Raw genomic sequence first — 22,766 nt, forward strand, 5'->3', positions numbered from 1 at the left:
ATACCGCAACGCACAACCGCCGGGGTTGGATGCGCCGCGGGCGCTCACGGAACCGCTATCCGTTGATCGCCACGGGTCTGGGCGCGGCCACGCCCATCTTCGACGCCCGTTCCACGGCGGCCTTAAGACCCTCCGAGGAGTCCAGGTCGCAGACCATGACCGCCTCGCGGTCGGCGATGACCGCCAGGTTGCGGCCGCCGACCACGACCACCGTCATGCCCTCGCCGGCCCTGACCAGACAACCCTCGACATTCTCCAGCACGACCTCGCCCGCGGCGCTGTTGCCGCTCTCGTCGCGCTTGGAGGCGGCGAGGACGGCGTTCCACGCGCCCAGGTCCGACCAAGCGAAATGGGCCGGGGCGACCAGCGCCCGATCGGTCTTTTCCATCACCGCGTAGTCGATCGAGATCTTCGGCGCGGCCCGGAAGGCGGCGCTGAGCGAGACCTGGTGCGGCTCGTGCTCACCCTCCTCGACGGACAGGCGGGCGGCGCTGCTGATCTCGGGCGCGTAGAGGTCCAGTTCGGCGATGAAGGTGTCGGCGCGGGTGATGAACATGCCGCTGTTCCACAGGTAGCCGTCCCGCAGGAACTGCTCGGCCTGGGCCAGATCGGGCTTCTCGACGAAGGCCGCCACGTGGTGGATGCCGCCCTGCGGCTCCCCGGGGCGGATGTAGCCGTAGGCGGTCGAGGGCGCGTCCGGCTGGACGCCGAGGGTGACGATCCAGCCCTCGCGGGCATGGCGTTCGGCCAGGCCGACAGCCTCGGCGAAGGCATGCTGGTCGGGAATGTGGTGGTCGGCGGCCAGGAACAGGATCACCCCCTCGGGGTCCTTCGCCGCGATGAGGTGGGCCGCCGCAGCCATGGCGGGGGCGGAATCGCGGGCCTCGGGCTCCATGACCAGCAGGCCTTCGCCGCCCGCCCGCTGCAGCGCGCGACGGATGGCGGGCGCGTGGCTGCGGCCGGCGACGACCGTCACCGGCGCGGCGTTCGACAGCGCCTTGCTGCGCTCCAGCGCCTCGTCAAAGGTCGACCGCGACCCGACGAGGGGGATGAAGGGCTTGGGGAAATGTGGCCTCGAGGCAGGCCAGAGCCGCTGGCCGGACCCGCCGCTCATGATCACGGGATAGAGCATAGGTCACCTGACTTCCGAACACTCACCCGGGACGGGTGACAAAACGCGACACATTCAAAGGTATAGTTTTCAGGAATTGCAACCCCTGCGGCAAGGCCAGGGGCGGCAGGCGTGGCCATGCCCGCGACTGGGGCAGGCATTCCTCAAGCAGGGCGATCAGCGCATCCGGCGGACCGTCATTGAGGAAGTGGTCGGCGCCCGGCACGCGCCGGAACCGGGCCTTCGTGGCCCGGTGGCCGCGGGCCGTCTCGTGGAACCGCTCGGCCGTCTCGATCGGCGCGAAGTCGTCGGCGTCGCCGTGCAGGATGTGCAGCGGCACGCGGATGCGCGCGATGGCCGCGTGCAGATGTTCGAGCTGCGAGCGTTGGCCGGCGACCTCCCGCACGGCGTTCTTGAGGTCGCGCGGAATGAACGGCAGCAGCTTGGAGCCCCATTCGACCAGCCACTTCGCGGTCGGGCCGGACTCGCCGAAATAGCCGGACAACAGGACCAGGCCTTTCAGGCCCTTCGGACGCGCCGCGGCCATCAGCGAGGCGATGGCCGCGCCGTAGGACTGGCCGACCAGCAGGACCTTCTGACCCGGGGCGGCCTCCAGCAGCGGGGCGAGGGCCGCGGCCTGGACGCGGATGTCGCCGACATACTCGACCGGCTCGCTGCCGGCGAAGCCCGGACGGTCGACGACGATCATCTCGCGGTCGGGGGGCAGGGCGGCCAGCAGCGGCGCCCAGTATTCGGCCCAGCTGGGCGCGCCGGTGACGACGACGATCTTCCACGGGGCCGTCTTTTGACGCGGGGTGGTCAGGGCGGAGATGCGCCAGCCGTGGCCGCCGCCGGCCTCGAGATTGACCCGGCGGACGGTGTCCTCCGCATAGCAGACATGGATCGGCACATGCTCGAAACGACCGGCCGCGGCCGACTCGAAGCAGGCCCAGCCGATTTCCAGAACGCCTTTGGGTCGCCTGCGCGCCAACGTGATCTCCACAAATCCTGTTCAGCTCGGCAAACGCGCGAGAGCGTCGCCGGTTCAGGAAATGTGGGGACGAAGGGTCAGGCCACCATGATGGCGGACATCAAACGTCCGTAATCGGGCTCGCCCTGCCTGAAAGCGCGCCGGTTGGAGAAGAACAGCTCGCCTTCCGCGCAGGTGTCGCGACCGACCCACTCGGCCTCCGCCACCCCGGCCTCGGCCAGGCGATCCAGCACGAAGCCCGGCAGATCGAACCGCCGCTTGTCCGCCGTCTCGCCGGGGGCGAAGAACCGCACCGAGCCCGGCCGGGCGCTTTCGAACCGGTCGAGGAACTCCAGCCCGACCTCGTAGGAGGCCTGGGCGATGCAGGGGCCGACGGCGGCGATGATCCGCGACCGCTCGGCGCCGAGCGCGGTCATGGCCGTGACCGCCGCCTCGACGACGCCGTTCAGGGCGCCCTGCCAGCCGGCGTGGGCCCCGCCGACGATGCGGGTCTCCGGATCGACGAACAGCACGGGCGCGCAGTCGGCGGTCAGGATGCCGCAGATCACCGACGCCTCGCCCGTCACCACAGCGTCGCCCTCCGGCAGGCGTCCGCACCAGGGCGCGTCGGCGGTCACGGCGGTGGCCGAGTGGATCTGGTAGCAGGTGTTCAGCGCGTCCGGCGTCTGGCCGAACCAGTCGGCCACGCGGCGACGGTTCTCCAGCACGTCGCCGGCGTCGTCATTCGACCCGCGGCCCACGTTGAGGCCTTCATAGATGCCCTTCGATACCCCGCCGGCGCGGGAAAAGAAGCCGTGCTTCACGCCCGGCACGGCGGCAAGAAGGCCGCTCTGCAGGGGCGCGAGCGCCGTCACGTCGCGGCCTCGAAGCCCAGCGGGATCAGTTCGGCCGAGTGGATGCAGGCGACCTTGAACAGCTCGCCCATCTCGTCGGGCGAGATCAGCCGGATCAGCTGGCGGTCGATGACCTCGGCCCGGTCGGGACGGGCGGCCTTCAGCGCTTCGGCGCGGTGCTGGATGCCGAGCATGCCGAGGAACAGGCCCTGGGCGATCGGGTCGGTGGCCTCGGCCCCGGCGGCCCGCGCGGCGTCGCGCACCGTCGGAAAGTCGGCGTAGACGGTCAGGTCGGACTCGCCCGGGAAGGCCAGCGGATCGACCTTCTCGTGCGCCCGGATGGCCTGCAGCGTGTCGCCGAACTCCGGACCGCCGCGGCCGTAGTCGATCAGCAGCGCGGCGCCGCCCTCGCGGGCGATCATCGCGCCCAGTTCGGCGCCGAGCGCCTCCTGGGCGGCCGAGACCTCGAGGATCGGGCTGTCGGCCGGGGGGACCGCGCCGGTCGGCGAGGGGGCCAGGCCGAAGGCCAGTCCGCCGTCCTCGCCCAGGCCCACCAGCCGCTCGACCCAGCCGTCGCCGGCATGGACGAACTGGCGGGCGGGCAGGCAGTCGAGCAGTTCGTTGGCGATGAGGATCACCGGCAGGCCGCCGGGCAGATTGCCCAGCGATCCGGTCCAGTTGGGCTCGGGGCTTGCGCCGGCCAGCTTCGCCTTCTGCACCGCCCGCAGCGGCCAGGACGTTTCGATCAGCCAGACCTCGGCGGCGGCGACGAAGTCGGGGGCCAGCCGCACGGTGCGCAGCAGGTCGCTCATCAGGGTGCCGTCGCCGGGGCCCATCTCGACCAGCCGGAACGCCCCGGGCTTGCCCATGCGGGTCCAGGTCTCGACGGCCCAGACGCCGAGCAGCTCGCCGAACATCTGGCTGATCAGGGGCGCGGTGATGAAGTCGCCGGCCTCGCCCAGCGACGGCCTTGTGGCGTAGTAGCCGTCCTGCGGGTCGTTCAGGCAGCGGTTCATGTACTCGGCCACGGAAATCGGGCCGGTCTGCGCGATCTCGGCGCGCAGGCGTTCCATCAAGCTCATCAGCCTTCAACCTGCTCCGGCGTGGACACGGCGACCGGCGCCGGCTGCGAAAAAGACCGCCAGACGAGCCACAGTCCGAACAGCAGCATGGGGATCGACAGCAGGGTGCCCATGGTGATCACGTTCCTGAGGAACGGCAGCATCTGGGCGTCGGGCTCGCGCACGCTCTCCAGCGAGATGCGGAACAGGCCGTAGCCGACCATGAACAGCCCGGCCAGGGCGCCGCGGCGCTGCAGCCACAGCAGGCGGTGGGTGGCGAACCGCAGGATCAGGAACAGCGCGAGGCCCTCCAGGGCCGCTTCGTAAAGCTGGCTGGGATGGCGGTACTCGATGCCGGCCTGCGGGAACTGGATGGCCCAGGGCACGCTGGTCGGACGGCCCCACAGCTCGCCGTTGATGAAGTTGGCGATGCGGCCGAAGAACAGGCCGATCGGCACGGCCGGCGCGACGATGTCGCCCAGCCTGAACATGTCGATCCTGTTGCCGAGGGAGAACAGGACGATGGCCGTGATCACCCCCAGGAACCCGCCGTGGAAGCTCATGCCGCCCTTCCACACCTGGAAGATCTCCAGCGGGTCGTCCCAGACGAGATTGGGCGCGTAGAACAGGATGTAGCCGATCCGGCCGCCGACGATGATGCCCAGGGTGATCCACAGGATCAGGTCGTCGATCTGCTCGGCGTTGACCACCGGCCTCTGGCCGCCCCACAGGCGGGTCTTGCAGATCAGGCCGACGGCGTAGCGCCAGCCCAGCAGGATACCCGCCACATAGGCCAGGGCGTACCAGCGGATGGCCAGCGGTCCGATGTGAAAGATGACCGGATCGAAGTTCGGAAACTGCACGTCTCTCTCCGTGTGGGCGTCTTCTTGCGGTGATAGCGGTGATCCCCTTCGCTTTCACCCCCGGTTTCCCATATTAGGGGTCTGGGCGCGCCATTTCGCGTCCGACAGGGCCCCGATGCAGACCAAGAACCCCTTCCTCGACGAGATCGCCAAGTTCACCACGGCGGCGGCCGGTGTCGCCCAGGCCGCCAGTGAAGAGGCGAAGACCGCGTTTCGCGCCCAGGCCGACCGGATGGTCGCCGAGATGGACCTCGTGCGTCGCGACGATCTCGACGCCCTGAAGGCCGAGATCGCGGCCCTGCGCGCCGAGGTCGAGACCCTCAAAAGCGCCGCATCCGCCGCCAAACCCGCCCCGAAGGCCAAACCGGCCAAGAAGGGCGAGTAGGGCTCGCGCCCGGCAAGAACCCCCCTTACGCCCGTCGCGAAGCAGTCTAGGCTCCTTGATCAAGGACGCTGCTTCCGCCGGGCGCTTCCCCGCTCGGCCACAGGTCGGAGGGATACAGAGGCCCCATGGACACGCCCCATCCCGAAGAAGACGACGCCCTGCTGGCGCTTGATCCGCTGGAAGTCGTCGAGCACGTGCTCGCCGCCGAAAATCTGACCTTCGACCGCACCGACGACGGCGATCTCGCCTTCGCCCTGGCCGGCGACTGGAAGGACTACGAGCTGTGGTTCGCCTGGCGGCCGGAGGCCGACTGCCTGCAGCTGTGCCTGTCGATCGGCATGACCACGCCCAAGGCCAAGCGCGCCTCGGCCTATGAACTGCTGTCGCTGATCAACCAGCGCGTCTGGCTCGGCCACTTCGAGGTCTGGGCCGACGACGGCGAGGTGGTCTTCCGCCACGCCCTCAGCCTGCCCGGCGGCGAACGCCCGACCCTCGCGGCCGCGGCCTCGATGATCGACGCGGCCGTGGAAGCGGCCGACCGGTTCTATCCGGCGTTCGACTTCCTGCTGGCCGGCGCCAAGTCCCCGGACGAGGCGATGGCCGCCTGCATGTTCGAGACCGTCGGCGAAGCCTAGGGCGATCCACGCATGTCACGGGTTCTCCTGCTCGGCGCCGGACGGATGGGCGGCGCGCTGATTTCCGGCTGGATGTTCGGCGGGCCCGTGAGCAGCGGCGACCTGATCATCAGGGATCCCTATCCCGGCGCCGAGGCGATGGAAGCCGTCGAGGCCGGCGCCGAGCTCAATCCTGAAGACGTCGAGCTTATGCGGGCCGACACGGTCGTGCTGGCGGTGAAGCCCCAGCTCTGGCGCGAAGCCGTCGCCGCGGTCGAACCTTACCTGGCCCATGACGCCATCATCGTCTCCGTCGTCGCGGGGGTAGGCCTCGATGACCTGCGTGAAGCGTTTCGACTCCGGTTCGTGGCCCGCGTCATGCCGACGATCGCGGTGGCGATCGCGCAGGGTACGGCGACCATCTATTCGGATGACGACGGCGCCAGGGACCGGGCCCACCAGCTGTTCGACGGAATTTCCCGGGTCGTCGACGTCGACGACGAGTCCCTGATGCACGCGGCGACGGCGGTGTCCGGCTCGGGCCCGGCCTATCTCTACGCCTTCGTCGAGGCGCTCGAGGCCGCCGCCGTCCAGGCCGGACTGTCGTCGGAGGCGGCCACGACGCTGGCGCAATCCACCATCGCCGGCGCCGCAGCCCTCATGACCCTGAGCGACGCCTCGCCCGCCGAACTGCGCCGACAGGTGACCTCGCCGGGCGGCACGACCGAGGCGGCGCTCGAGGTGCTGATGGGCGCCGATGGCCTGGGGCCGTTGCTGGTCGACGCCGTGGCGGCCGCTGTCCGGCGCTCGAAAGAGCTCGGCTAGGCGGGCAGCCGGATCACCGAAATCAGGGGACAGCTTACTTATTTCTACCCCCCGCTGGGACCGGGTCACCGGGCAATGGCGAAATAAGTAAGCTGTCCCCTGATTTCCCTGATTTCCGACGGCCAGGAATTGCGCCGGGGCGGACCCTACGCCGGCAGGCGGATCACCGCCCTCAGGCCGCCCATCGGCGACCGGTCCAGGCTCAGTTCGCCGCCGTGGCCGCGCGCCACGTCGCGGGCGATGGCGAGGCCCAGGCCGACGCCCTTCTCGTTCTGGTTCCGAGACTCGTCGAGCCGGTTGAACGGCCGGAAGGCCTCCTCGTACTGCTCGGGCGGAATGCCCGGACCATCGTCGTCGACGATGATCTCCGCACCGCCCGCCGGGGTCTGGTGCGCCGAAATGAGGATCCGCTCGCCATGCCCGGCGGCGTTCATCACCAGGTTCGACAGCGCCCGCTTCAGTGCGTGCGGCCGAACGGCCAGCGACAGACCCGGGTCGACGTCGATCGACACCTCCGCCCCGGCCCGGGCCGCGCCCGCGCTGACCTCCTGGATCAGGTCGCGCAGGACCGTGACCTCGACCGACTCGCCGCCCTCGCCGCGGGCGAAGGCGAGGTACTCGTCGATCATGTGCTCCATTTCGGACAGGTCGGTCTTCATCGCCTCGACGCGCTTCGACGGTTCGGCCAGCGCCAGTTCGAGCTTCAGCCGGGTCAGCGGCGTGCGCAGGTCATGGCTGACCGACGCCAGCATGGCGGTGCGCTGCTCCAGATGGCGCTGGATGCGGCTCTTCATGGCCAGGAAGGCCTGGGCCGCCTGGCGCACCTCGCGCGCGCCGTAGGGCTTGAAGTCGGCCACGTCGCCGCCCTTGCCGAACGCCTCGGCCGCCGTGGCCAGCCGCTCGATGGCCCGCACCTGGTTGCGGATGAACAGGATGGCGATGGCCGTCAGCAGCAGGGTGGTGACGATCATCCACAGCACGAAGATGCCGCCCTGGGTGGCCCAGGCCCGGTCGGCCGGGGCGATGATCCGCAACACCTGGCCGTGCACCTTGACGCGGATGTCGACGTAGCCCGGGAAGCGGACCGTATCGAACCAGTAGGGCGCCTCCAGGTGCTCCGACAGCGCCCGGTCCAGCGACCGGTCCAGCGCGCCGAACACCGAGCTCGGCCGGCGCGGCGGCAGGGTGCGGATCGGCGACAGGGCGATCGACAGCGACATCGAGTCCTGAGCCCGATCGGCGATGCGGGCCAGCGAGGCGGGACTCGGATCGTCCTGGTAGCTCTCGACGGCCCAGGCGATGTCGCCGGCCAGCCCGTCGGACAGGCGGCTGGTCACGGTCTGCCAGTGGGCGTCGAAGAACACCCAGGTCACCGCGATCTGCATCAGGGCGATCGGCAGGATGATGATCAGCAGGCTGCGGCCGAACAGGCTGGTCGGCAGCCACCGCTTGATCTGGCGCGGGATGATGATCTTGAGCGCGCGGAGCTTCATCAGTCGGGCGCCAGGCGATAGCCGACGCCGCGCACGGTCTGCAGATAGCGGGGGTTCTTCGGGTCGACCTCGATCTTGCGGCGAAGGCGCGTGACCTGGACGTCCACGGCCCGGCCGGTGACGTCGGCGGTGTCGCGCGCCAGTTCCAGACGGTCGACCGGCGCGTTGGCCGATTTCGCCAGCCGGCGCATCAGTTCGACCTCGGCCTCGGTCAGGCGGATCTGGGCCCCGTCGCGGGTCAGTTCGCCCCGCTCGATGTCGAAGGCGCAGTCGCCCAGCGACAGGCTGCTGGGCCCGGTGTCGCGGGGGCCGGCCCGGCGCAGGATGGCCTCGATGCGCAGCAGCAGCTCCTGCGGCTCGAACGGCTTGGCGAGGTAGTCGTCGACGCCGGCGGTCAGGCCTTCAATGCGGTCGCCCGCCTCGCCCCGGGCGGTCAGCATCAGCACCGGGGTGCGGCCGGGCTGGTCGGTCCGGGCGCGCAGGCGTCGGGCCAGGGACACGCCGTCCTCGCCCGGCATCATCACGTCCAGCACCATCAGGTCGAAGTCGAATGTCTCGATCAGCCGCCAGGCTGAGGCGGCGTCGGCCGCGCCGGTCACGCGGAAGCCGGCCCGGGCGAGGTATTCACGCAGCAGTTCGCGGATCCGGTCGTCATCGTCGACCACCAGCAGGTGTCGGTCCGGCAGGCTCACGTCAGGTCTCCTCCCGGCGAAGGCCCACGCCCGTGCGCGATCCGGCCAGAGCGGCGAGAATCCGCCTTGCGCCGGCCACCCCGTCAAGTCCGCCCGTGCGATAGGCCCGGCCCAGCAGGGCGCGCAGGCGCTCGGCGATGCGCTCCTCGAAGGCCAGGCCCGCCGGCGTCAGGCGCGCGGGCCTGCGGCGGGCGTCGAGATCCCCGGCCTCGGTTTCGGCCAGCTCCAGCCGGACGAGGTCGGCCAGGGTGCGGCTGGCGGCCTGCTTCGACAGACCGGTCAGGCGGGAGAGGTCGCGCACGCCCAGGCCCGGCCGCCGTCGCAGCAGGAAGGCGGCCCGCCAGTGCGGGCGGCCGAGACCCGTCTCCGCCTCCAGCGCCGCGTCGACCGCCGCCCACAGGCTCGCCTCCGCCAGGAGCATCAGCTCGAGGCCCTGGTCGAGCTCTTCATCCCTCAGAATGAGCCGCGGATCGGCGGGGAAGGTCACTGCACTGCACCATTTTGTTTGACGCCAAACGGCGCCGGGCGTCTAAGGTCGCGGTTCCCTTGAAAGGAGGGTTGCTCCCAATGTCTATCGTTCCCTTCGATGATCGCGACGGATGGATCTGGCTGGACGGCCAGTTCGTGCCCTGGCGCGAGGCGAAGGTGCACGTACTGACGCACGCCATGCATTACGCCTCCTCGGTGTTCGAGGGCGAGCGGATGTACGGCGGGGAGATCTATGAGCTGACGGCTCATACCGAGCGGCTGTTCAAATCGGCGGAAATCCTCGACTTCAAGATCCCCTACACGGTGTCGGAGATCGACGAGGCCTGCAAGGCGACCTGCGCGAAGAACGGCCTGACGGATTGTTACGTCCGTCCGATCGCCTGGCGCGGTTCGGAGATGATCGGCGTCTCGGCCCAGAACACGAAGATCCACGTGGCCATCGCCGTGTGGGACTGGCCCAGCTACTTCGATCCCGAGCAGAAGAAGAAGGGCATCCGTCTGACCTGGGCGAAGTACAAGCGCCCGTCGCCGGAAACGGCCCCGACGGCGGCCAAGGCGGCCGGCCTGTACATGATCTGCACCATCTCCAAGCATGCCGCGGAGAAGGACGGTTATTCCGACGCGCTGATGCTCGACTACCGCGGCTACGTGGCCGAGGCGACTGGCGCCAACGTGTTCTTCGTCAAGGACGGCGTCATCCACACGCCGACGCCGGACTGCTTCCTCGACGGCATCACCCGCCGGTCGGTGATGAAGCTGGCGAAGAAGCGCGGCTATGAAGTGATCGAGCGCCACATCAAGCCGGAAGAGATGGCCGGCTTCAGCGAGTGTTTCATCGTCGGCACCGCCGCCGAGGTGACGCCGGTGGCCGAGGTGGGCGAGTACCGCTTCACCCCGGGCCAGATCTCGCTGACGCTGATGGACGACTACGCCCGCATGGTGCGGCGCGAACTCGTCGACGCCTGACGGTTCCCGCCCTCCCCGGCGACGGGGAGGGCGGACCACCCCCTACCAGAGCGCTGAAGGTCGGGGCGATCCCGAGGACGAGACGTGGCGGCCATGACGGTCCCCATGCGGCTCGTGACCGTGCCCGTCGTCGTGGTGCGCCTCTTCGTGGTGCTCATGGCTGTCGTGGTGCGCCGGGTCCTCGTGATGATCCGAAACGGAGGTCACGTCCGGCGCGGCGTCGAAGTCGACCAGGGGCGGCCCCTTTGGCTTCCGCCTGGCCCTGGGCGCCACCGACGAGAGCAGCGCGGCGATCCCCAGCGCCAGCAAGCCCCAACCGATGAAGGCCCTGTGACCCTCGAACATCCCCAGATCGAGCGGCGGCATCCGCGCGGCGGCGGGCCCCTTCGGGTCGACGATGGCCCAGCCGAAAGCGCCCAGCATCAGCCCCAGCAGCAGGCTCAGTAAACGCGCGACCATGGATTCTCCCCCGTCTTTCCCCAACGCCGCCTGACCGTTCGGTCTGGAACCGGCCGGGTCAAAAGGCTGCAACCGTCAGGGGAAGGGGTGGCCGGAAGCCGTTCGTTCAATGGGCAGAAGCGGAGCCGTCTGCCTTTAAAACAGCCACGCGTCGGGGCGCGGATAGGGCTGGTCCTGCACCAGGTAGATCAGGCCGACGGCCACCCGGACGTAGAACCAGATGTGCACGGCCGCCAGGATCAGGCTGCCCGCGATCAGCACCGGGATGCCGATCAGCAGCACGGAGAAGATCAGCCCGACCACGAACAGCACCAGCCCGATGACGGCCCACCAGATCGACTTCCAGAAGGTCTGGATCAGGAACTGGTAGTGGGTCGCCATGCGCGGCCCGGCGTTGTCGCGGTTGGCGTACGCCAGGACGAGGCCGATCAGCACCGCGACCCAGGCCGATGGCAGGCTGAGCAGATACAGGGCGTAGACGACGGCGGGGAGAACCCGGTCTTCATGCGGTCGGTCGATGGTCTCGGTCATGATGGGCCTCCGTGGGGGATGCTGCCGGGTTTTGCCGTGCGAGGCAAACCGGACGGGGTCACGCTTACGGGAGCAGACCGCGCGAGAGGGCCCGGGGGTCGAGCGCGGCCGTGCGGCCCTTCAGCCACGGCATCACCGCCAGCATCAGGATCAGCACGAAGACCAGCCGCGCGGCCAGCGCGACGCCGAGCGCGGCCGCGCCGGCGCTGATCGAGGCGACCAGCAGCACGGCGGTGCCGATACCGAGCAGGCCCATGGTCCACAGGAAGGCCTCGCCCACCTCCAGGCCGGCGGTGGCGAACCGCGCGCGCGGCGCCAGGTCTGCGGCCTGTTCGGCGATCGCCCGGACCAGCGGCGAGAAGCTCTCCATCCGGTCGTCGAACCGCCCGGGCCCGGTCCAGCTGTGCGAGGGGATCACGCAGCGCCCCCGGGCGAACTGCAGGGTCACGGCGCGGCGGGGGCTGTTCGGCAGACCCGCCAGCCGCAGCACACGCAGATCGGCCAGCGCGAACCGGCGGGTCTTCGCGCCGGCGACTTCGGTCAGGCCGTCGGCGTCGACGGTCCAGACGGTCTCGGGCCTCAGCGGGGCGAGGCGCGCGGCATGCGAAAGGCCGGTCCCGGTCAGACCCGGACCGCCGTGATCTCGACGCCGGCCGCTTCGGCCCGGGGGGCGAGGGCCATCGGCTTCTCGACCCGCACCCGGGCGCGGGTGACGCGCGGATCGGCCAGGCAACGTTCGGCCAGCCGTTCGGCGAAGGTCTCGACCAGTTCGATATGGCCCTCGGCGGCCAGATCGCGCGCGTCGTTTGCGATGGTCTCGTAGTTGACCGTCTGGGACAGGCGCTCGGCGTGGACGGTGGTCACATCCAGCTCGACGTCGACGACCAGCGGCTGCGACCGGCCCCGTTCGTGATCGTAGACGCCGATCTCGGCGTCGACCTTCAGCCCGCGCACGAAGATCTTCGCGACGACGACGCGGGTCGCGGAGGCCGGTTCGAAAGGCGTTTCGGGAAGGGTGGCGGCCACGTCTCTCTGCGGGTCAGGGGTGGACGATGTCGGGCGTCAGCCAGCCCAGATGCTGGCCGCTGTCGACAGCGATCATCTGACCCGTCACCGACGGGGCGTCAATCAGATAGCGCAGGGCGGCGGCGATCTCGTCGGGACTGACGCTGTGGCCCAGCGGCGTGCCGGCGGCCTCCTGTTCGAACTCGCCGGGCGCCTGGTGCACGGAGCCGAGCGTCGGGCCGGGGCCGATGGCGTTGACCCGGATGCGCGGCGCCAGCGCCTGGGCCATGGTCTGCGTCGCGTGCCAGAGCGCGGCCTTGGACAGGCTGTAGCCGAAGAACTGCGGGTTCGGTCGCCAGACCCGCTGGTCGAGAATGTTGATGATGACGCCGCCCGCGCCCTCCGGCAGCCGGGCCGCCATGGCCTGGGCCAGCAGCGCCGGCGCCCGCAGGTTGGTGGCGATGTGGGCGTCAAACGTCGCCGTGTCGAAGGACTGCAGGCGGTCGTCGATGAACAGGGAGGCGTTGTTGACCAGCAGGGTCACGGGGCCGAGCGCGGCCTCGGCCTGGCCGATCAGCGCGCCGATATCGGGATCGGTCAGATCGGCGGCCAGCACGCAGGCGCGGCGGCCTTCGGCGCGCACGAGGGCGGCCGTTTCCGCGGCCTCTGCGTCCGAATCGCGATGATGGACGGCGACGTCATAGCCCGAGCGCGCGGCTTGCACGGCCAGGACGCGGCCGATGCGCCGCGCCGCGCCGGTGATGACTGCCGCGCCGCTCAAGACGGGATCAGTCGACGCGGCCGAACTCGAACAGGTTCAGGGCGGCCAGAATGACGATGAAAAGACCGATGACGCCGATGGCGACCATGACGCGGCTCCGTTGGATAAAGTCGACCGGCTTTAGCCGCCGCTCTCGCGCCGGGCAAGCGGCCGTTCTAGGCTGACGCCATGTCCCGCTGGAAACGCCTTCTCGAGCCCCGGCTTCGACCGGTCTACCAGACCGTCATGCGCCAGGTGCGCGGCCTGACGCTCGGCGTGCGGGTGATGGTCTTTGACGAGGCCGGTCGCGTGCTGCTGATCGAGCACAGCTACACCCCCGGCTGGCACTTCCCCGGCGGCGGCGTGGAGAAGGGCGAGACGGTCGAACAGGCCGCGGCCCGCGAGCTGGAGGAGGAGGCCGGCGTGCGTCCGCTGTCGCGACCCAGGCTGGTGTCGATGCACTCCAACGGCGGCAACTTCCGCGGCGACCATGTGCTGGTCTATCGCGTCGATCACTGGGAGCAGGCCGTCGCGACCTCGCGCGGCGAGATCCTGCGCGTCGACTGGTTCCACCCGCACGCCCTGCCCGAAGGGGCGACGCGCGGCACGCGAAACCGCCTGGCCGAGATGCTGGACGGCGGCCCGCCCGACCTGTTCTGGTAGCGCCAACAAGACAGAACAGGGAGAAGCGCAGATGCCCAACTGGATGGTCCCGCAGGACTTCGCCAAGATCGCCGTCGGCATCGACCGGCCCGAGGATGTGGTGGTCGGCAAGGACGGCCGGGTGTTCGCTTCCGATCACCAGTGCGCGGTGGCCGAGATCCACCCGGACGGCGGCTTCACTCGCATGGGCCCGAAGGGCGGCGCGCCGAACGGCATCAATATGGACCTGCAGGGCCGGGTCCTGATCGCCAACTTCGGCATCTACGACAAGGAAGAGGGGCCGCTGCAGCGGTTCGATCCGGCCACCGGCAAGCATGAGACGCTGGTCGCCGAGGTCGGCGGCCGGCGCCTGACCAGCGCCAACTATCCCGTGCTCGACCGGGCCGGGAACATCTGGTGCGCCAACTCGACCCACGCGGAGACCTGGCCCCAGGCGCTCGACGGCCGGCCTGACGGCTTCATCTTCGTGCTGCGGCCGGACGGGTCCACGAGCATCGTCGCCGACGGCCTGAAGTTTCCCAATGGCCTGGCCCTCTCGGCCGACGACCGCTGGCTCTACTGCGCCCAGACCAGCGGCGCGGACGTCATGCGGTTCGAAATCCTTCCCGGCGGCAGGCTTGGCCCGGGTGAACGCTACGGTCCGCAGCTGGGCCGGCTGATGGCCCCCGGGGACGCCGAGGCGCAGGCCGCCGCCGCGCATCACCCGGACGACCTCGGCTACACCGACGGCGTCGGCATGGACGCCAACGGCGTGCTCTGGGTCTGCCTGCCGGCGGCCAACAAGGTCGTCGCCATCCGCCCGTCGGGCGTGGTCGAGACCGTGGTCCACGATCCCTCCGGCGAGATCGTCAACCACCCGACCAACGTCACCTGGGGCGGCCCGGACCTGAAGGACCTCTACATCGGCTCGATCCGCGCCGGCTATGTGCTGAAGGCCCGCAGCCCGGTCGCCGGACAACCGCACGTGCATCAGCTTTGAAGACGGATGCATCAAGTTTTGATGTCGGGCCTTCCCGAGGTGATCGGCGGTAACTAAACTAGCGTTTGAAGAGGCCGTGTTGCGGCCCGCAGGGAGATGACGGTGATGCGCGACTACACGAAATTCTACATCGATGGTCAGTGGGTTCAGCCCACCGGCGTCACGACGCTGGACGTCATCAACCCGGCCAACGAAGAGGTCTGCGGCAAGATCTCGCTGGGCACGGCCGACCACGTCGACCAGGCCGCCAAGGCCGCCCGCAAGGCGTTCGAGACCTTCTCCCTGACGACCATCGAGGAGCGCATCGACCTGCTCGAGCGCATCGTCGTCGAGTACCAGAAGCGCTACGGCGACATGGCCGACGCGATCACCGAGGAAATGGGCGCCCCCGCCTCGCTGGCCCAGCGCGCCCAGGCGGCCATGGGCCTGGCCCACACCCAGACCGCCATCGCGGTGCTGAAGAACTTCAAGTTCGTCGAGGATCGCGGCCCGACCCGTCTGGTCAAGGAGCCGATCGGCGTCTGCGGCCTGATCACCCCCTGGAACTGGCCGGTCAACCAGATCGCCTGCAAGGTCGCCCCGGCCCTGGCCGTGGGCTGCACCATGGTGCTCAAGCCGTCGGAAGTCGCGCCGTTCTCGGCCTATGTCTGGACCGAGATCCTGCATGCCGCCGGCGTGCCGGCCGGCGTGTTCAACCTGGTCAACGGCGACGGCCCGACCGTCGGCGCGGCCATCTCCAGCCATCCCGAGATCGACATGGTCTCGTTCACGGGCTCGACCCGCGCCGGCATCGAAGTGGCGAAGAACGCCGCCCCGACCGTCAAGCGCGTCGCCCAGGAGCTGGGCGGCAAGAGCCCCAACATCATCCTCGATGACGCGGACTTCCAGGCGGCCGTCACCGGCGGCGTGCGCTCGGTGATGATGAACTCGGGCCAGTCCTGCAACGCCCCGACCCGCATGCTGGTCCCCGGCAAGCGCATGGACGAGGTCATCGCCATCGCCAAGGCCGCGGCCGACTCCACGACGGTCGGCGACCCGAAGGGCAACGCCCAGATGGGTCCGGTCGTCTCCGAGATCCAGTTCAACAAGATCCAGAAGCTGATCCAGGCCGGCATCGACGAGGGCGCGACCCTGGTCAGCGGCGGCGTCGGCCGTCCGGAAGGCCTCGACAAGGGCTACTTCGTCAAGCCGACCGTGTTCGCCAACGTCACCAACGACATGACCATCGCCAAGGAAGAGATCTTCGGCCCGGTCGTTTCGATCATCGGCTACGACAGCGTCGATGAGGCGGTGAAGGTCGGCAACGACACCGAGTACGGCCTCGCGGCCTACGTCTCGGGCACCGACGTCGAGCAGCTGCACAAGGTGGCCTCGCGCCTGCGCGCCGGCCAGGTCAGCATCAACGGCGGCGGCGGGGACCTGATGGCCCCCTTCGGCGGCTACAAGATGAGCGGCAACGGCCGCGAGTGGGGCGACTACGGCTTCCACGAGTTCCTCGAGACCAAGGCCATGCTCGGCTACAACCCGGCCAAGGCCGCGGAATAGGGTTTGCGTGGTTGGGGACGCTCGCTTGAGGCTCGCTCCTCACCATGACGCGCACCTGTGTTCGTCATCCTGAGGAGCGGACCCTCAGGTCCGCGTCTCGAAGGACGCACTGAACAAGAGAAGGGCCGTCGGATCACTCCGGCGGCCCTTTTTCTTTGCGCCGGCCTTGTGCATCCTGCCGCCGCCAGCGCCCGACAGAGGCGCGGCAGGACAGGAAACCGCATGACTCTTCTCGCCGACATTCAGTCCGTGGCCGACGTCCCCCGTCTCCAGGCGCGGCTGCGCCCGGACGCCGAGGCGATCTGGTTCGAGGGCCGCACGACCACCTTCGGCGACCTCGACCGCGCCTCGAACCAGTGCGCCCAGGCCCTGCTGGCCCAGGGGCTCAGGCCCGGCGACCGCGTCGGCGTCCTGGCCAAGAACATCGACGACTTCTTCGTGCTGTGGTTCGGCTGCATCAAGGCCCGCGTGACGCTGGCGCCAGTCAACTGGCGGCTGGCCCCGCCGGAGATCGCGTTCATCCTCAAGGACGCCCACGCGAAGGTGCTGGTGGTCGGCCAGGACTTCGGCGGCGTGGTCGACATGATCGTCGGCGACCTGCCCGACATCCAGGGCCTGGTGCAGTTCGAGCCCGGTCATCCGCGCTGGCCGGCCTTCCGCGACTGGATCGGCAGCCATGACGCCAGCGATCCCCGGCTGAAAGCCCGGCCCGACGACGACGTGATCCAGCTCTACACCTCGGGCACCACAGGCCTGCCCAAGGGCGTGCAGCTGACCCAGGCCAACTTCCTCAGCCTGTTCGCGACGGCGCTGGAGGCGGGCTGGGCGAGGTACGAGGCGGGCAAGACCAACCTCGTCGTCATGCCCCTGTTCCATGTGGCGGGCACCAACTGCGGGCTGCTGGCCCTGCTGCAGGGCGTGCGCAACATCCTGACCCGCGAGGTCAACGCGGCCGAGATCATCGACCGGCTGCAGGACAAGCAGGTCGCCTACGCCTTCCTCGCCCCGACGATCATCAACATGCTGCTGCAGACGCCGGGCGTCGAGCACGCCGACTTCCGCCGGCTGGAGCGCATCTTCTACGGCGCCTCGCCGATCTCCGAAGCGGTGCTGCGCCAGGCCCAGGAGCGGTTCGGCTGCGACTTCACCCAGCTCTACGGCCTGACCGAGACGATCGGCGGCGCCACCTACCTGCCGCCCGAGGACCACGCGCCGGAGCGGGACAAGCTGCGATCCTGCGGCAAGCCCTGGCCGGGCTTCGAGGTGCGGGTCATGACCACCACCGGCGAGCCGGGCAAGCCGGGCGAGGTCGGGGAGATCCAGATCCGCGCCCGCGGCGTGATGAAGGGCTACTGGAACCGGCCGGAGGCCACGGCCGACGCGGTCTGCCCGCAGGGCTGGTTCTCCAGCGGCGACGCCGGCTACTTCGACGACGAGGGCTATCTCTACATCTACGACCGGGTGAAGGACATGATCGTGTCCGGCGGCGAGAACGTATATCCGGCCGAGGTCGAGAACGCTCTGTTCAGCCACCCCGCCGTGGCCGACGCCGCCGTCATCGGCGTGCCGGACGAGCGCTGGGGCGAGGCGGTCAAGGGCCTGGTGGTGCTCAAGCCCGGCGCGACGGCGACCCCCGACGAGATCATCGCTCACACCCGTAGCCGGATCGCCGGGTACAAGGCGCCCAAGAGCATCGACTTCATCGAGGCCCTGCCGCGCAACCCGTCCGGCAAGGTGCTGCGGCGAGAGCTCAGGGCGCCGTTCTGGGAGGGCCGGGAGCGGCTGGTGGGGTGATGTTTAGTCCGGCTTCCGCGCCGCGTGGCGGACCGCAAGGATTTCGACGGCGCCAAATCTCACGCGGTACCGGATGAGATATGGCCTGACATGCGCGAGCTCACGGCGGTTACCCCCGATGGGTCGGCCACGGTCAGGATTCTGATCTAGCGCATTTCCTGCTTGAATGAGCCTTTCCGCCAATCTGTCGGCGGCTATCGGCCTGTCCCGCGCGACATGGTTTCGGATGGCTTCGAGATCGCCGATAGCGCTTTCGGTCCAGACTACCTGAACCACGACTTTGGCGGCGGCCCCTCGTCGGGGGTTCCCCACGTCTTGAGCCACTTGACCACTTCTGAATGCGGCACGACCCGTCCCGCGTCCGCATCGGCCTCGGCCTCCAGCAGCGCGGCCTCTTCCTCGTCCGTCAGGGGGGGCGCGGGCTCGATCTCCGCATCGAACAGCGCGGGCGTCTCCTCAACGCCGGGAGGCTTTTCATCGCTCATGATGAAAACCTAGCATGCGTCGAGGAGGAAACAAGAGCATAATGTATTTATACGCGTAAAGGTAGCAAATCGATCACCGCCCTTTGCCCTTGCCTGCCCCGACGTCGTCCGTGATGGATTCGGGGGAAACGGGGAAACGCCATGACCACCTTCACCACCATCCCGACCAACGGGATAAACCTGCGCGCGGTCGTCCAGGGTTCGGGCCCTCTGGTGGTCCTCGTCCATGGCTTTCCGGAGAGCTGGTACAGCTGGCGTCACCAGATCGCGCCGATCGCGGCGGCCGGGTTCACCGTCTGCGCCATCGACGTGCGCGGCTATGGCGGATCGGACAAGCCCGGACGGGTCGAAGACTACAGCCTCGAACAGATCACCACCGACGTCGCCGGGGTCATCGAGCACCTGGCGCCGGGCGAGAAGGCCGTGCTGATCGGCCACGACTGGGGCGCGCCGATCGTCTGGAACACGGCCCTGACCCGGCCCGACCGGGTGCGGGCGGTGGCCGGTCTTTCGGTGCCCTACACCGGCGTGCCGGCCGTGCAGTTCATGGACATCATCAAGGCGGTCTTCACCGACAACGGCCGGTTCTTCTACCAGGTCTATTTCCAGGACGTCGGGCCGGCGGAAGCCGAGTTGGGCAGCGACCCGCGCGCGGCGATCCGCAAGTTCTACTACGCCATAAGCGGCGATGCGCCGGACGGAACCTGGCCGGTCGACAAGCCGCACGGCGAGGCCCTGCTCGACCGTCTGCCGGATCCCGGCCAGTTCCCGGCCTGGCTGACGAAGGACGACGAGGACTACTTCACCGCCGAGTTCCACCGTTCGGGCTTCTTCGGGCCGCTCAGCCGCTACCGCAACCACGAGCGCGACTTCGCCTGGCTGCAGCCGTTCAAGGACCGGAAGATTGAACAGCCGTCCTTCTTTATCGGCGGCGAGCGCGACCTGGTGCTGAAGATGATTCCGGGGGTCAATCCGCTCGACGTCATGACCCCGCACCTGCCGAACCTGCAAGGCGCCCATCTGCTGCCCGGCGTCGGCCACTGGACCCAGCAGGAAGCGCCCGAGGCGGTGACCGACCTGCTGGTGGGGTGGCTGAAGGGACTGTGAAGCAGGCTGCGTGGTTCGAGACGCTCGGCCGGGGCCTCGCTCCTCACCATGACGAACAAGAGCGCAGGCCACCCCTGCCCGTCATCCTGAGGAGCGGACCCCCAGGTCCGCGTCTCGAAGGACGCACCGCGCCCAACCGCCGTTTGACTCCCCTAGGGGCAGGGATAGTCTCAAGAGAACAACGATAACAAACGCCCAGGAAACGCCCATGACCCCCGCTGACGGTGCGGCTTCGGCTGCGGTGAAGCCGGCTTTCAAGCCCCTGCCCCAGAAGGGGCCGGACGTCACGGTCGAGCGGCGCGCTGACGGCTCGATCCTGCTGCGCTCGAACCATGCGCCGGGCGAGGGGCCCCGCTCGATCGCCCACCTGATCCGCGACAAGGCGCAACTCCATCCGGACCGCCCCTGGATGAAGCAGCGCGAGCCCGGCCACGGTCCCTGGCGCCAGGTGACCTACGGCGAGGCCGTCCGCGCCGCCGAGGGCATCGCCCAGTGGCTGCTCGATCGCGGCCTGACCGGCGCGGACAGCGTCATGGTCCTGTCGGCCAACTCCATCGAGCATGCGCTGGTGACCATCGGCTGCTACACGGCCGGCGTGCCGGTGGCCCCGATCAGTCCGGCCTACAGCCTGATCTCGACCGACCACGCCAAGCTCAAGCACTGCGTCGAGACCGTGAAGCCCCGCGTGATCTTCGCCCAGTCGGGCGTGATGTTCGAACGGGCCATCGCCACCCTGCGCGCCTACGATCCGACGCTGGTGTTCGTGACCGCTGACGGCACGGGGGAGGGGGCGATACCGCTCTCGGCGCTTACCGCGACCGAACCGACCGCCGCGGTCCACGCGGCCCGCGAAAAGCTCGGCCACGAGACCGTGGCCAAGTATCTGTTCACCTCGGGCTCGACCGGCATGCCCAAGGGCGTGCCGCAGACCTTCGGCATGATGGCCGCGACCATCGCCGGCGGCGAGGGCCTCCGCTCGGAGGAGGCCGATCCCGACGTCATCCCGCAGAGCCTGGAGTGGATGCCCTGGAGCCACATCAGCGCCGGCAACATCAGCTTCAACGGCGTGCTGTGGTCGGGTGGCACGGTGCACCTCGACGAGGGCAAGCCGATCCCCGGCATGTTCGAAACGACGATCAAGAACCTCTATGAGGTCTCGCCGGTGGTGTTCGGCTCGGCGCCGATCGCCTTCGGCATGCTGGCCGAGGCCATGGAGCGCGACCCGGTGCTGCGGGCGTCGTTCTTCAAGAACCTGCGCTACATGGGCTACGGCGGCGCGACCCTGTCGAACGACATCAACGACCGCCTGCAGGCCCTGGCCGTGGCCGAGACGGGCCACCGCATCCCGCTGACGACGATGTACGGCGCGACCGAGACGCAGGGCGTGACCGTGACCCACTGGGCGACCGAGCAGGTCGGCCTCGTCGGCCTGCCGGTGCCCGGCGTGACGATCAAGCTGGTGCCGAACGGGACCAAGCTGGAGGTGCGGGTTAAGGGCCCGACCGTCACCACCGGCTATCACAACGACCCGGAAAAGACCGCCGCCGCCTTCGACGAGGAAGGCTTCTACAAGCTGGGCGACGCCGCCCGCTTCGTCGACGAAAACGATCCGGCCCAGGGCCTGATGTTCGACGGCCGCGTGACCGAGGACTTCAAGCTCGACAGCGGCACCTGGGTCAGCGTTGGCACGCTGCGCCCCGACCTGGTCGCCGCCGCCAGTCCCTGGGTCATGGACGCGGTCATCGCCGGGCAGGACAAGCCGTTCATCGGGGCGCTGTTCTGGCCATCGATGGCCGGGATGCAGGCGCTGGCCGCCGATCCGGGCCCGGGCTCGCCGATCGACAAGCTGACGGCGATCCTCAGCGAGAAGCTGGCGGCGTTCAACGCCACGGCCGGGGGCTCCTCGCGTCGCGTGGGGCGCTTCGTGATCCTGACCGAGCCGCCGTCGATCGACGCCGGCGAAATCACCGACAAGGGCTACGTCAACCAGCGCGCGACGCTCGAACGCCGCGACGCCCTGGTGCAGGGCCTCTACGCCAATCCGCCCGCCGCCGGCGTGGTCACGGTCTGAAGGAACGAACGATGACGATGGATCCCGCCTTCCGCGCGCTGCTCGACGCGACCAACGCGGTCGAGATGCCGCCTCTCAAGACCCTGCCGCCGGCCATGATCCGCGAGGGCTATCGCGCCCAGCGGGTCGGGGTCGACGCCGGCGCGCCGACCGACCTCGACGTTCGTGACCTTGAGGTCGCCGGCGGCGCGGGGCCGATCAAGGCGCGCCTCTATACGCCAAAGGACGCGCCCGCCGTCGGGCCGGGCCTGGTCTATTTCCACGGCGGCGGCTTCGTCATCGGCGACCTCGACACCCATGACGGCTTCCTGCGCCGGCTCGCCGCGGCCTCGGGCGTTCGGGTGCTGTCGGTCGACTACCGCCTGGCGCCGGAACATGAATTTCCGGCGGCGCACGACGACGCCCTGGCGGCGCTGAAGTGGACCTTCGACCACGCCGCCGAGATCGGCGTCGATCCGGCCCGCATCGCCGTCGGCGGCTGTTCGGCGGGCGGCAACCTGTCGGCCGTCGTGGCGCTGGAGATCAAGGACGATCCGAAGCGCCGGCTGGCCTTCCAGCTGCTGCTCTACCCGGCCACGGCGATGGAGCAGGATACGGCGTCCCGCCGCGACCTGGCCACCGGCCACCTGCTGACGGCCGAGGTGATGGACTGGTTCGGCGACCACTTCGGGGTCAATCGCCACCCCGATCGCAAGCGCGCCGAGCCGAAGTTCGCCGACCTGACCGGCGTCGCGCCGGCCCTCGTGATCACCGCCGGCTTCGATCCGCTGAAGGACGAGGGCAAGGCCTACGCCGCCGCCATCAACGCCGCCGGCGGCACGGCGCGGCACGTCGAGTACGCCGCCTTCGTCCACGACTTCTTCACCCTGGCCCCGTTCAGCCCGGCCGTGCCGGCCGCGATCGAGGAAACGGCGGCGGCTCTTAAGGCGGCGCTGGCGTAACACCCAGAGTGGTTCGAGGCCCGGGACTGATGCGGGGGCTGATGGCCCGCGCCTCACCATGACGAAGGGACGTGCGGCCCAACCCTGCCCGTCATGCTGGGGA

The 22,766-nt window shown here is 69.4% G+C and carries 27 protein-coding genes; 12 read left to right on the forward strand and 15 right to left on the reverse strand.

The genetic code is table 11. The features are described 5' to 3' along the window. Positions 1-55: 55 nt before the first annotated feature. The 5 genes from AC1RN0_RS01475 to lgt all read right to left on the reverse strand — a co-directional run bounded on the left by AC1RN0_RS01475 (position 56) and on the right by lgt (position 4,859). A complete protein-coding gene (locus tag AC1RN0_RS01475) occupies positions 56-1,132 on the reverse strand; it encodes a mannose-1-phosphate guanylyltransferase (protein ID WP_492785650.1) in 1,077 nt (358 codons plus the stop codon). A 22-nt stretch (positions 1,133-1,154) separates the two neighbouring features. Then, a complete protein-coding gene (locus AC1RN0_RS01480) occupies positions 1,155-2,102 on the reverse strand; it encodes an alpha/beta fold hydrolase (RefSeq protein ID WP_492785651.1) in 948 nt (315 codons plus the stop codon). 77 nt (positions 2,103-2,179) lie between these two features. Continuing rightward, positions 2,180-2,956: a peptidoglycan editing factor PgeF gene (gene pgeF / locus AC1RN0_RS01485; RefSeq protein WP_492785652.1), complete on the reverse strand. Its 777-nt coding sequence runs from the start codon at positions 2,954-2,956 to the stop codon at positions 2,180-2,182. After that, complete coding sequence (locus tag AC1RN0_RS01490) at positions 2,953-4,017, reverse strand: class I SAM-dependent methyltransferase (protein ID WP_492785653.1); 1,065 nt, start codon at positions 4,015-4,017, stop codon at positions 2,953-2,955. Before AC1RN0_RS01490 ends, pgeF begins: the two co-directional genes overlap by 4 nt. Continuing rightward, a complete protein-coding gene (gene lgt, locus AC1RN0_RS01495) occupies positions 4,017-4,859 on the reverse strand; it encodes a prolipoprotein diacylglyceryl transferase (RefSeq protein ID WP_492785654.1) in 843 nt (280 codons plus the stop codon). The genes AC1RN0_RS01490 and lgt overlap by 1 nt, the downstream gene beginning before the upstream one ends. A gap of 115 nt (positions 4,860-4,974) precedes the next feature. Between lgt and AC1RN0_RS01500 the strand changes: the two genes are divergently transcribed. From AC1RN0_RS01500 to proC, 3 genes are all read left to right on the forward strand, one after another. Beyond that, a complete protein-coding gene (locus AC1RN0_RS01500) occupies positions 4,975-5,244 on the forward strand; it encodes an accessory factor UbiK family protein (protein WP_492785655.1) in 270 nt (89 codons plus the stop codon). Between the two features lie 125 nt (positions 5,245-5,369). Next, the gene (locus tag AC1RN0_RS01505) at positions 5,370-5,879 is read left to right on the forward strand and encodes a type III secretion system chaperone family protein (RefSeq protein WP_488899249.1); all 510 of its coding nucleotides are present in this window, start codon (positions 5,370-5,372) and stop codon (positions 5,877-5,879) included. 12 nt (positions 5,880-5,891) lie between these two features. Continuing rightward, positions 5,892-6,683, forward strand: coding sequence for a pyrroline-5-carboxylate reductase (gene proC, locus AC1RN0_RS01510; protein WP_492785656.1), 792 nt, complete (start codon positions 5,892-5,894; stop codon positions 6,681-6,683). A gap of 146 nt (positions 6,684-6,829) precedes the next feature. On the opposite strand, the gene AC1RN0_RS01515 is transcribed toward proC, so the two are convergent. The 3 genes from AC1RN0_RS01515 to AC1RN0_RS01525 are packed head-to-tail and all read right to left on the reverse strand — an operon-like array spanning position 6,830 to position 9,355. Next, on the reverse strand, positions 6,830-8,176 hold the full coding sequence (locus tag AC1RN0_RS01515; protein ID WP_492785657.1) for an ATP-binding protein: 1,347 nt from the start codon (positions 8,174-8,176) through the stop codon (positions 6,830-6,832). Then, positions 8,176-8,868, reverse strand: a complete 693-nt coding sequence (locus AC1RN0_RS01520; RefSeq protein WP_492785658.1) for a response regulator — start codon at positions 8,866-8,868, stop codon at positions 8,176-8,178. The genes AC1RN0_RS01515 and AC1RN0_RS01520 overlap by 1 nt, the downstream gene beginning before the upstream one ends. Position 8,869: 1 nt before the next feature. Beyond that, positions 8,870-9,355 (reverse strand): MarR family winged helix-turn-helix transcriptional regulator, encoded by a 486-nt coding sequence (locus AC1RN0_RS01525; protein WP_492785659.1) that lies wholly within the window; start codon positions 9,353-9,355, stop codon positions 8,870-8,872. An 80-nt stretch (positions 9,356-9,435) separates the two neighbouring features. On the opposite strand from AC1RN0_RS01525, the gene AC1RN0_RS01530 reads away from it, so the two are divergent. Beyond that, positions 9,436-10,323, forward strand: coding sequence for a branched-chain amino acid aminotransferase (locus AC1RN0_RS01530; protein ID WP_492785660.1), 888 nt, complete (start codon positions 9,436-9,438; stop codon positions 10,321-10,323). Between the two features lie 42 nt (positions 10,324-10,365). On the opposite strand, the gene AC1RN0_RS01535 is transcribed toward AC1RN0_RS01530, so the two are convergent. The 5 genes from AC1RN0_RS01535 to AC1RN0_RS01555 form a co-directional block, all read right to left on the reverse strand. Beyond that, positions 10,366-10,782, reverse strand: coding sequence for a hypothetical protein (locus AC1RN0_RS01535; RefSeq protein WP_492785661.1), 417 nt, complete (start codon positions 10,780-10,782; stop codon positions 10,366-10,368). Between the two features lie 135 nt (positions 10,783-10,917). Then, positions 10,918-11,313: a DUF4870 family protein gene (locus AC1RN0_RS01540; protein WP_492785662.1), complete on the reverse strand. Its 396-nt coding sequence runs from the start codon at positions 11,311-11,313 to the stop codon at positions 10,918-10,920. 64 nt (positions 11,314-11,377) lie between these two features. Beyond that, a complete protein-coding gene (locus AC1RN0_RS01545; RefSeq protein WP_492785663.1) occupies positions 11,378-11,803 on the reverse strand; it encodes a hypothetical protein in 426 nt (141 codons plus the stop codon). Positions 11,804-11,934: 131 nt separating this feature from the next. Then, positions 11,935-12,339, reverse strand: coding sequence for a dihydroneopterin aldolase (gene folB / locus AC1RN0_RS01550; RefSeq protein WP_492785664.1), 405 nt, complete (start codon positions 12,337-12,339; stop codon positions 11,935-11,937). Positions 12,340-12,352: 13 nt separating this feature from the next. Then, on the reverse strand, positions 12,353-13,099 hold the full coding sequence (locus tag AC1RN0_RS01555) for an SDR family oxidoreductase (RefSeq protein WP_492785665.1): 747 nt from the start codon (positions 13,097-13,099) through the stop codon (positions 12,353-12,355). Here AC1RN0_RS01555 and AC1RN0_RS01560 point away from each other — a divergent pair. The 5 genes from AC1RN0_RS01560 to AC1RN0_RS01580 all read left to right on the forward strand — a co-directional run bounded on the left by AC1RN0_RS01560 (position 13,059) and on the right by AC1RN0_RS01580 (position 18,059). Further along, a complete protein-coding gene (locus AC1RN0_RS01560) occupies positions 13,059-13,223 on the forward strand; it encodes a hypothetical protein (protein ID WP_492785666.1) in 165 nt (54 codons plus the stop codon). The two genes, AC1RN0_RS01555 and AC1RN0_RS01560, sit on opposite strands and share 41 nt — an antisense overlap. 44 nt (positions 13,224-13,267) lie before the next feature. Continuing rightward, the gene (locus AC1RN0_RS01565) at positions 13,268-13,741 is read left to right on the forward strand and encodes an NUDIX domain-containing protein (protein ID WP_492785667.1); all 474 of its coding nucleotides are present in this window, start codon (positions 13,268-13,270) and stop codon (positions 13,739-13,741) included. Positions 13,742-13,772: 31 nt separating this feature from the next. Next, positions 13,773-14,720, forward strand: a complete 948-nt coding sequence (locus tag AC1RN0_RS01570; RefSeq protein ID WP_492785668.1) for an SMP-30/gluconolactonase/LRE family protein — start codon at positions 13,773-13,775, stop codon at positions 14,718-14,720. Between the two features lie 105 nt (positions 14,721-14,825). Next, a complete protein-coding gene (locus tag AC1RN0_RS01575; protein WP_492785669.1) occupies positions 14,826-16,265 on the forward strand; it encodes an aldehyde dehydrogenase family protein in 1,440 nt (479 codons plus the stop codon). Positions 16,266-16,487: 222 nt separating this feature from the next. After that, positions 16,488-18,059, forward strand: a complete 1,572-nt coding sequence (locus tag AC1RN0_RS01580; protein WP_492785670.1) for a long-chain-fatty-acid--CoA ligase — start codon at positions 16,488-16,490, stop codon at positions 18,057-18,059. A 3-nt stretch (positions 18,060-18,062) separates the two neighbouring features. On the opposite strand, the gene AC1RN0_RS01585 is transcribed toward AC1RN0_RS01580, so the two are convergent. Further along, positions 18,063-18,383, reverse strand: coding sequence for a type II toxin-antitoxin system RelE/ParE family toxin (locus tag AC1RN0_RS01585; protein WP_492785671.1), 321 nt, complete (start codon positions 18,381-18,383; stop codon positions 18,063-18,065). After that, positions 18,323-18,544 (reverse strand): antitoxin, encoded by a 222-nt coding sequence (locus AC1RN0_RS01590; RefSeq protein WP_492785672.1) that lies wholly within the window; start codon positions 18,542-18,544, stop codon positions 18,323-18,325. Before AC1RN0_RS01590 ends, AC1RN0_RS01585 begins: the two co-directional genes overlap by 61 nt. Before the next feature lie 141 nt (positions 18,545-18,685). On the opposite strand from AC1RN0_RS01590, the gene AC1RN0_RS01595 reads away from it, so the two are divergent. The 3 genes from AC1RN0_RS01595 to AC1RN0_RS01605 all read left to right on the forward strand — a co-directional run bounded on the left by AC1RN0_RS01595 (position 18,686) and on the right by AC1RN0_RS01605 (position 22,663). Next, positions 18,686-19,651 carry an alpha/beta fold hydrolase gene (locus tag AC1RN0_RS01595; protein ID WP_492785673.1) on the forward strand — a complete coding sequence of 322 codons (966 nt, stop codon included), beginning with the start codon at positions 18,686-18,688 and terminating at the stop codon, positions 19,649-19,651. A 208-nt stretch (positions 19,652-19,859) separates the two neighbouring features. Further along, complete coding sequence (locus AC1RN0_RS01600; RefSeq protein WP_492785674.1) at positions 19,860-21,722, forward strand: AMP-binding protein; 1,863 nt, start codon at positions 19,860-19,862, stop codon at positions 21,720-21,722. An 11-nt stretch (positions 21,723-21,733) separates the two neighbouring features. Next, on the forward strand, positions 21,734-22,663 hold the full coding sequence (locus AC1RN0_RS01605) for an alpha/beta hydrolase (protein ID WP_492785675.1): 930 nt from the start codon (positions 21,734-21,736) through the stop codon (positions 22,661-22,663). Positions 22,664-22,766 lie beyond the last annotated feature (103 nt).

The sequence above is a fragment of the Caulobacter sp. GW821-FHT12F03 genome (assembly GCF_058806855.1).

What these genes read in the sequence shown, in the direction of transcription:
- AC1RN0_RS01600 (WP_492785674.1), top strand. Translation starts at nt 19,860, where the DNA reads ATGACCCCCGCTGACGGTGCGGCTTCGGCTGCGGTGAAGCCGGCTTTC.
- AC1RN0_RS01475 (WP_492785650.1), bottom strand. Translation starts at nt 1,132, where the DNA reads ATGCTCTATCCCGTGATCATGAGCGGCGGGTCCGGCCAGCGGCTCTGG.
- AC1RN0_RS01590 (WP_492785672.1), bottom strand. Translation starts at nt 18,544, where the DNA reads ATGAGCGATGAAAAGCCTCCCGGCGTTGAGGAGACGCCCGCGCTGTTC.
- AC1RN0_RS01565 (WP_492785667.1), top strand. Translation starts at nt 13,268, where the DNA reads ATGTCCCGCTGGAAACGCCTTCTCGAGCCCCGGCTTCGACCGGTCTAC.
- AC1RN0_RS01500 (WP_492785655.1), top strand. Translation starts at nt 4,975, where the DNA reads ATGCAGACCAAGAACCCCTTCCTCGACGAGATCGCCAAGTTCACCACG.
- AC1RN0_RS01505 (WP_488899249.1), top strand. Translation starts at nt 5,370, where the DNA reads ATGGACACGCCCCATCCCGAAGAAGACGACGCCCTGCTGGCGCTTGAT.
- AC1RN0_RS01560 (WP_492785666.1), top strand. Translation starts at nt 13,059, where the DNA reads ATGCGCCGCGCCGCGCCGGTGATGACTGCCGCGCCGCTCAAGACGGGA.
- AC1RN0_RS01605 (WP_492785675.1), top strand. Translation starts at nt 21,734, where the DNA reads ATGACGATGGATCCCGCCTTCCGCGCGCTGCTCGACGCGACCAACGCG.
- AC1RN0_RS01535 (WP_492785661.1), bottom strand. Translation starts at nt 10,782, where the DNA reads ATGGTCGCGCGTTTACTGAGCCTGCTGCTGGGGCTGATGCTGGGCGCT.
- AC1RN0_RS01490 (WP_492785653.1), bottom strand. Translation starts at nt 4,017, where the DNA reads ATGAGCTTGATGGAACGCCTGCGCGCCGAGATCGCGCAGACCGGCCCG.
- AC1RN0_RS01530 (WP_492785660.1), top strand. Translation starts at nt 9,436, where the DNA reads ATGTCTATCGTTCCCTTCGATGATCGCGACGGATGGATCTGGCTGGAC.
- AC1RN0_RS01570 (WP_492785668.1), top strand. Translation starts at nt 13,773, where the DNA reads ATGCCCAACTGGATGGTCCCGCAGGACTTCGCCAAGATCGCCGTCGGC.
- AC1RN0_RS01580 (WP_492785670.1), top strand. Translation starts at nt 16,488, where the DNA reads ATGACTCTTCTCGCCGACATTCAGTCCGTGGCCGACGTCCCCCGTCTC.
- AC1RN0_RS01540 (WP_492785662.1), bottom strand. Translation starts at nt 11,313, where the DNA reads ATGACCGAGACCATCGACCGACCGCATGAAGACCGGGTTCTCCCCGCC.
- AC1RN0_RS01595 (WP_492785673.1), top strand. Translation starts at nt 18,686, where the DNA reads ATGACCACCTTCACCACCATCCCGACCAACGGGATAAACCTGCGCGCG.
- proC (WP_492785656.1), top strand. Translation starts at nt 5,892, where the DNA reads ATGTCACGGGTTCTCCTGCTCGGCGCCGGACGGATGGGCGGCGCGCTG.
- AC1RN0_RS01515 (WP_492785657.1), bottom strand. Translation starts at nt 8,176, where the DNA reads ATGAAGCTCCGCGCGCTCAAGATCATCATCCCGCGCCAGATCAAGCGG.
- AC1RN0_RS01575 (WP_492785669.1), top strand. Translation starts at nt 14,826, where the DNA reads ATGCGCGACTACACGAAATTCTACATCGATGGTCAGTGGGTTCAGCCC.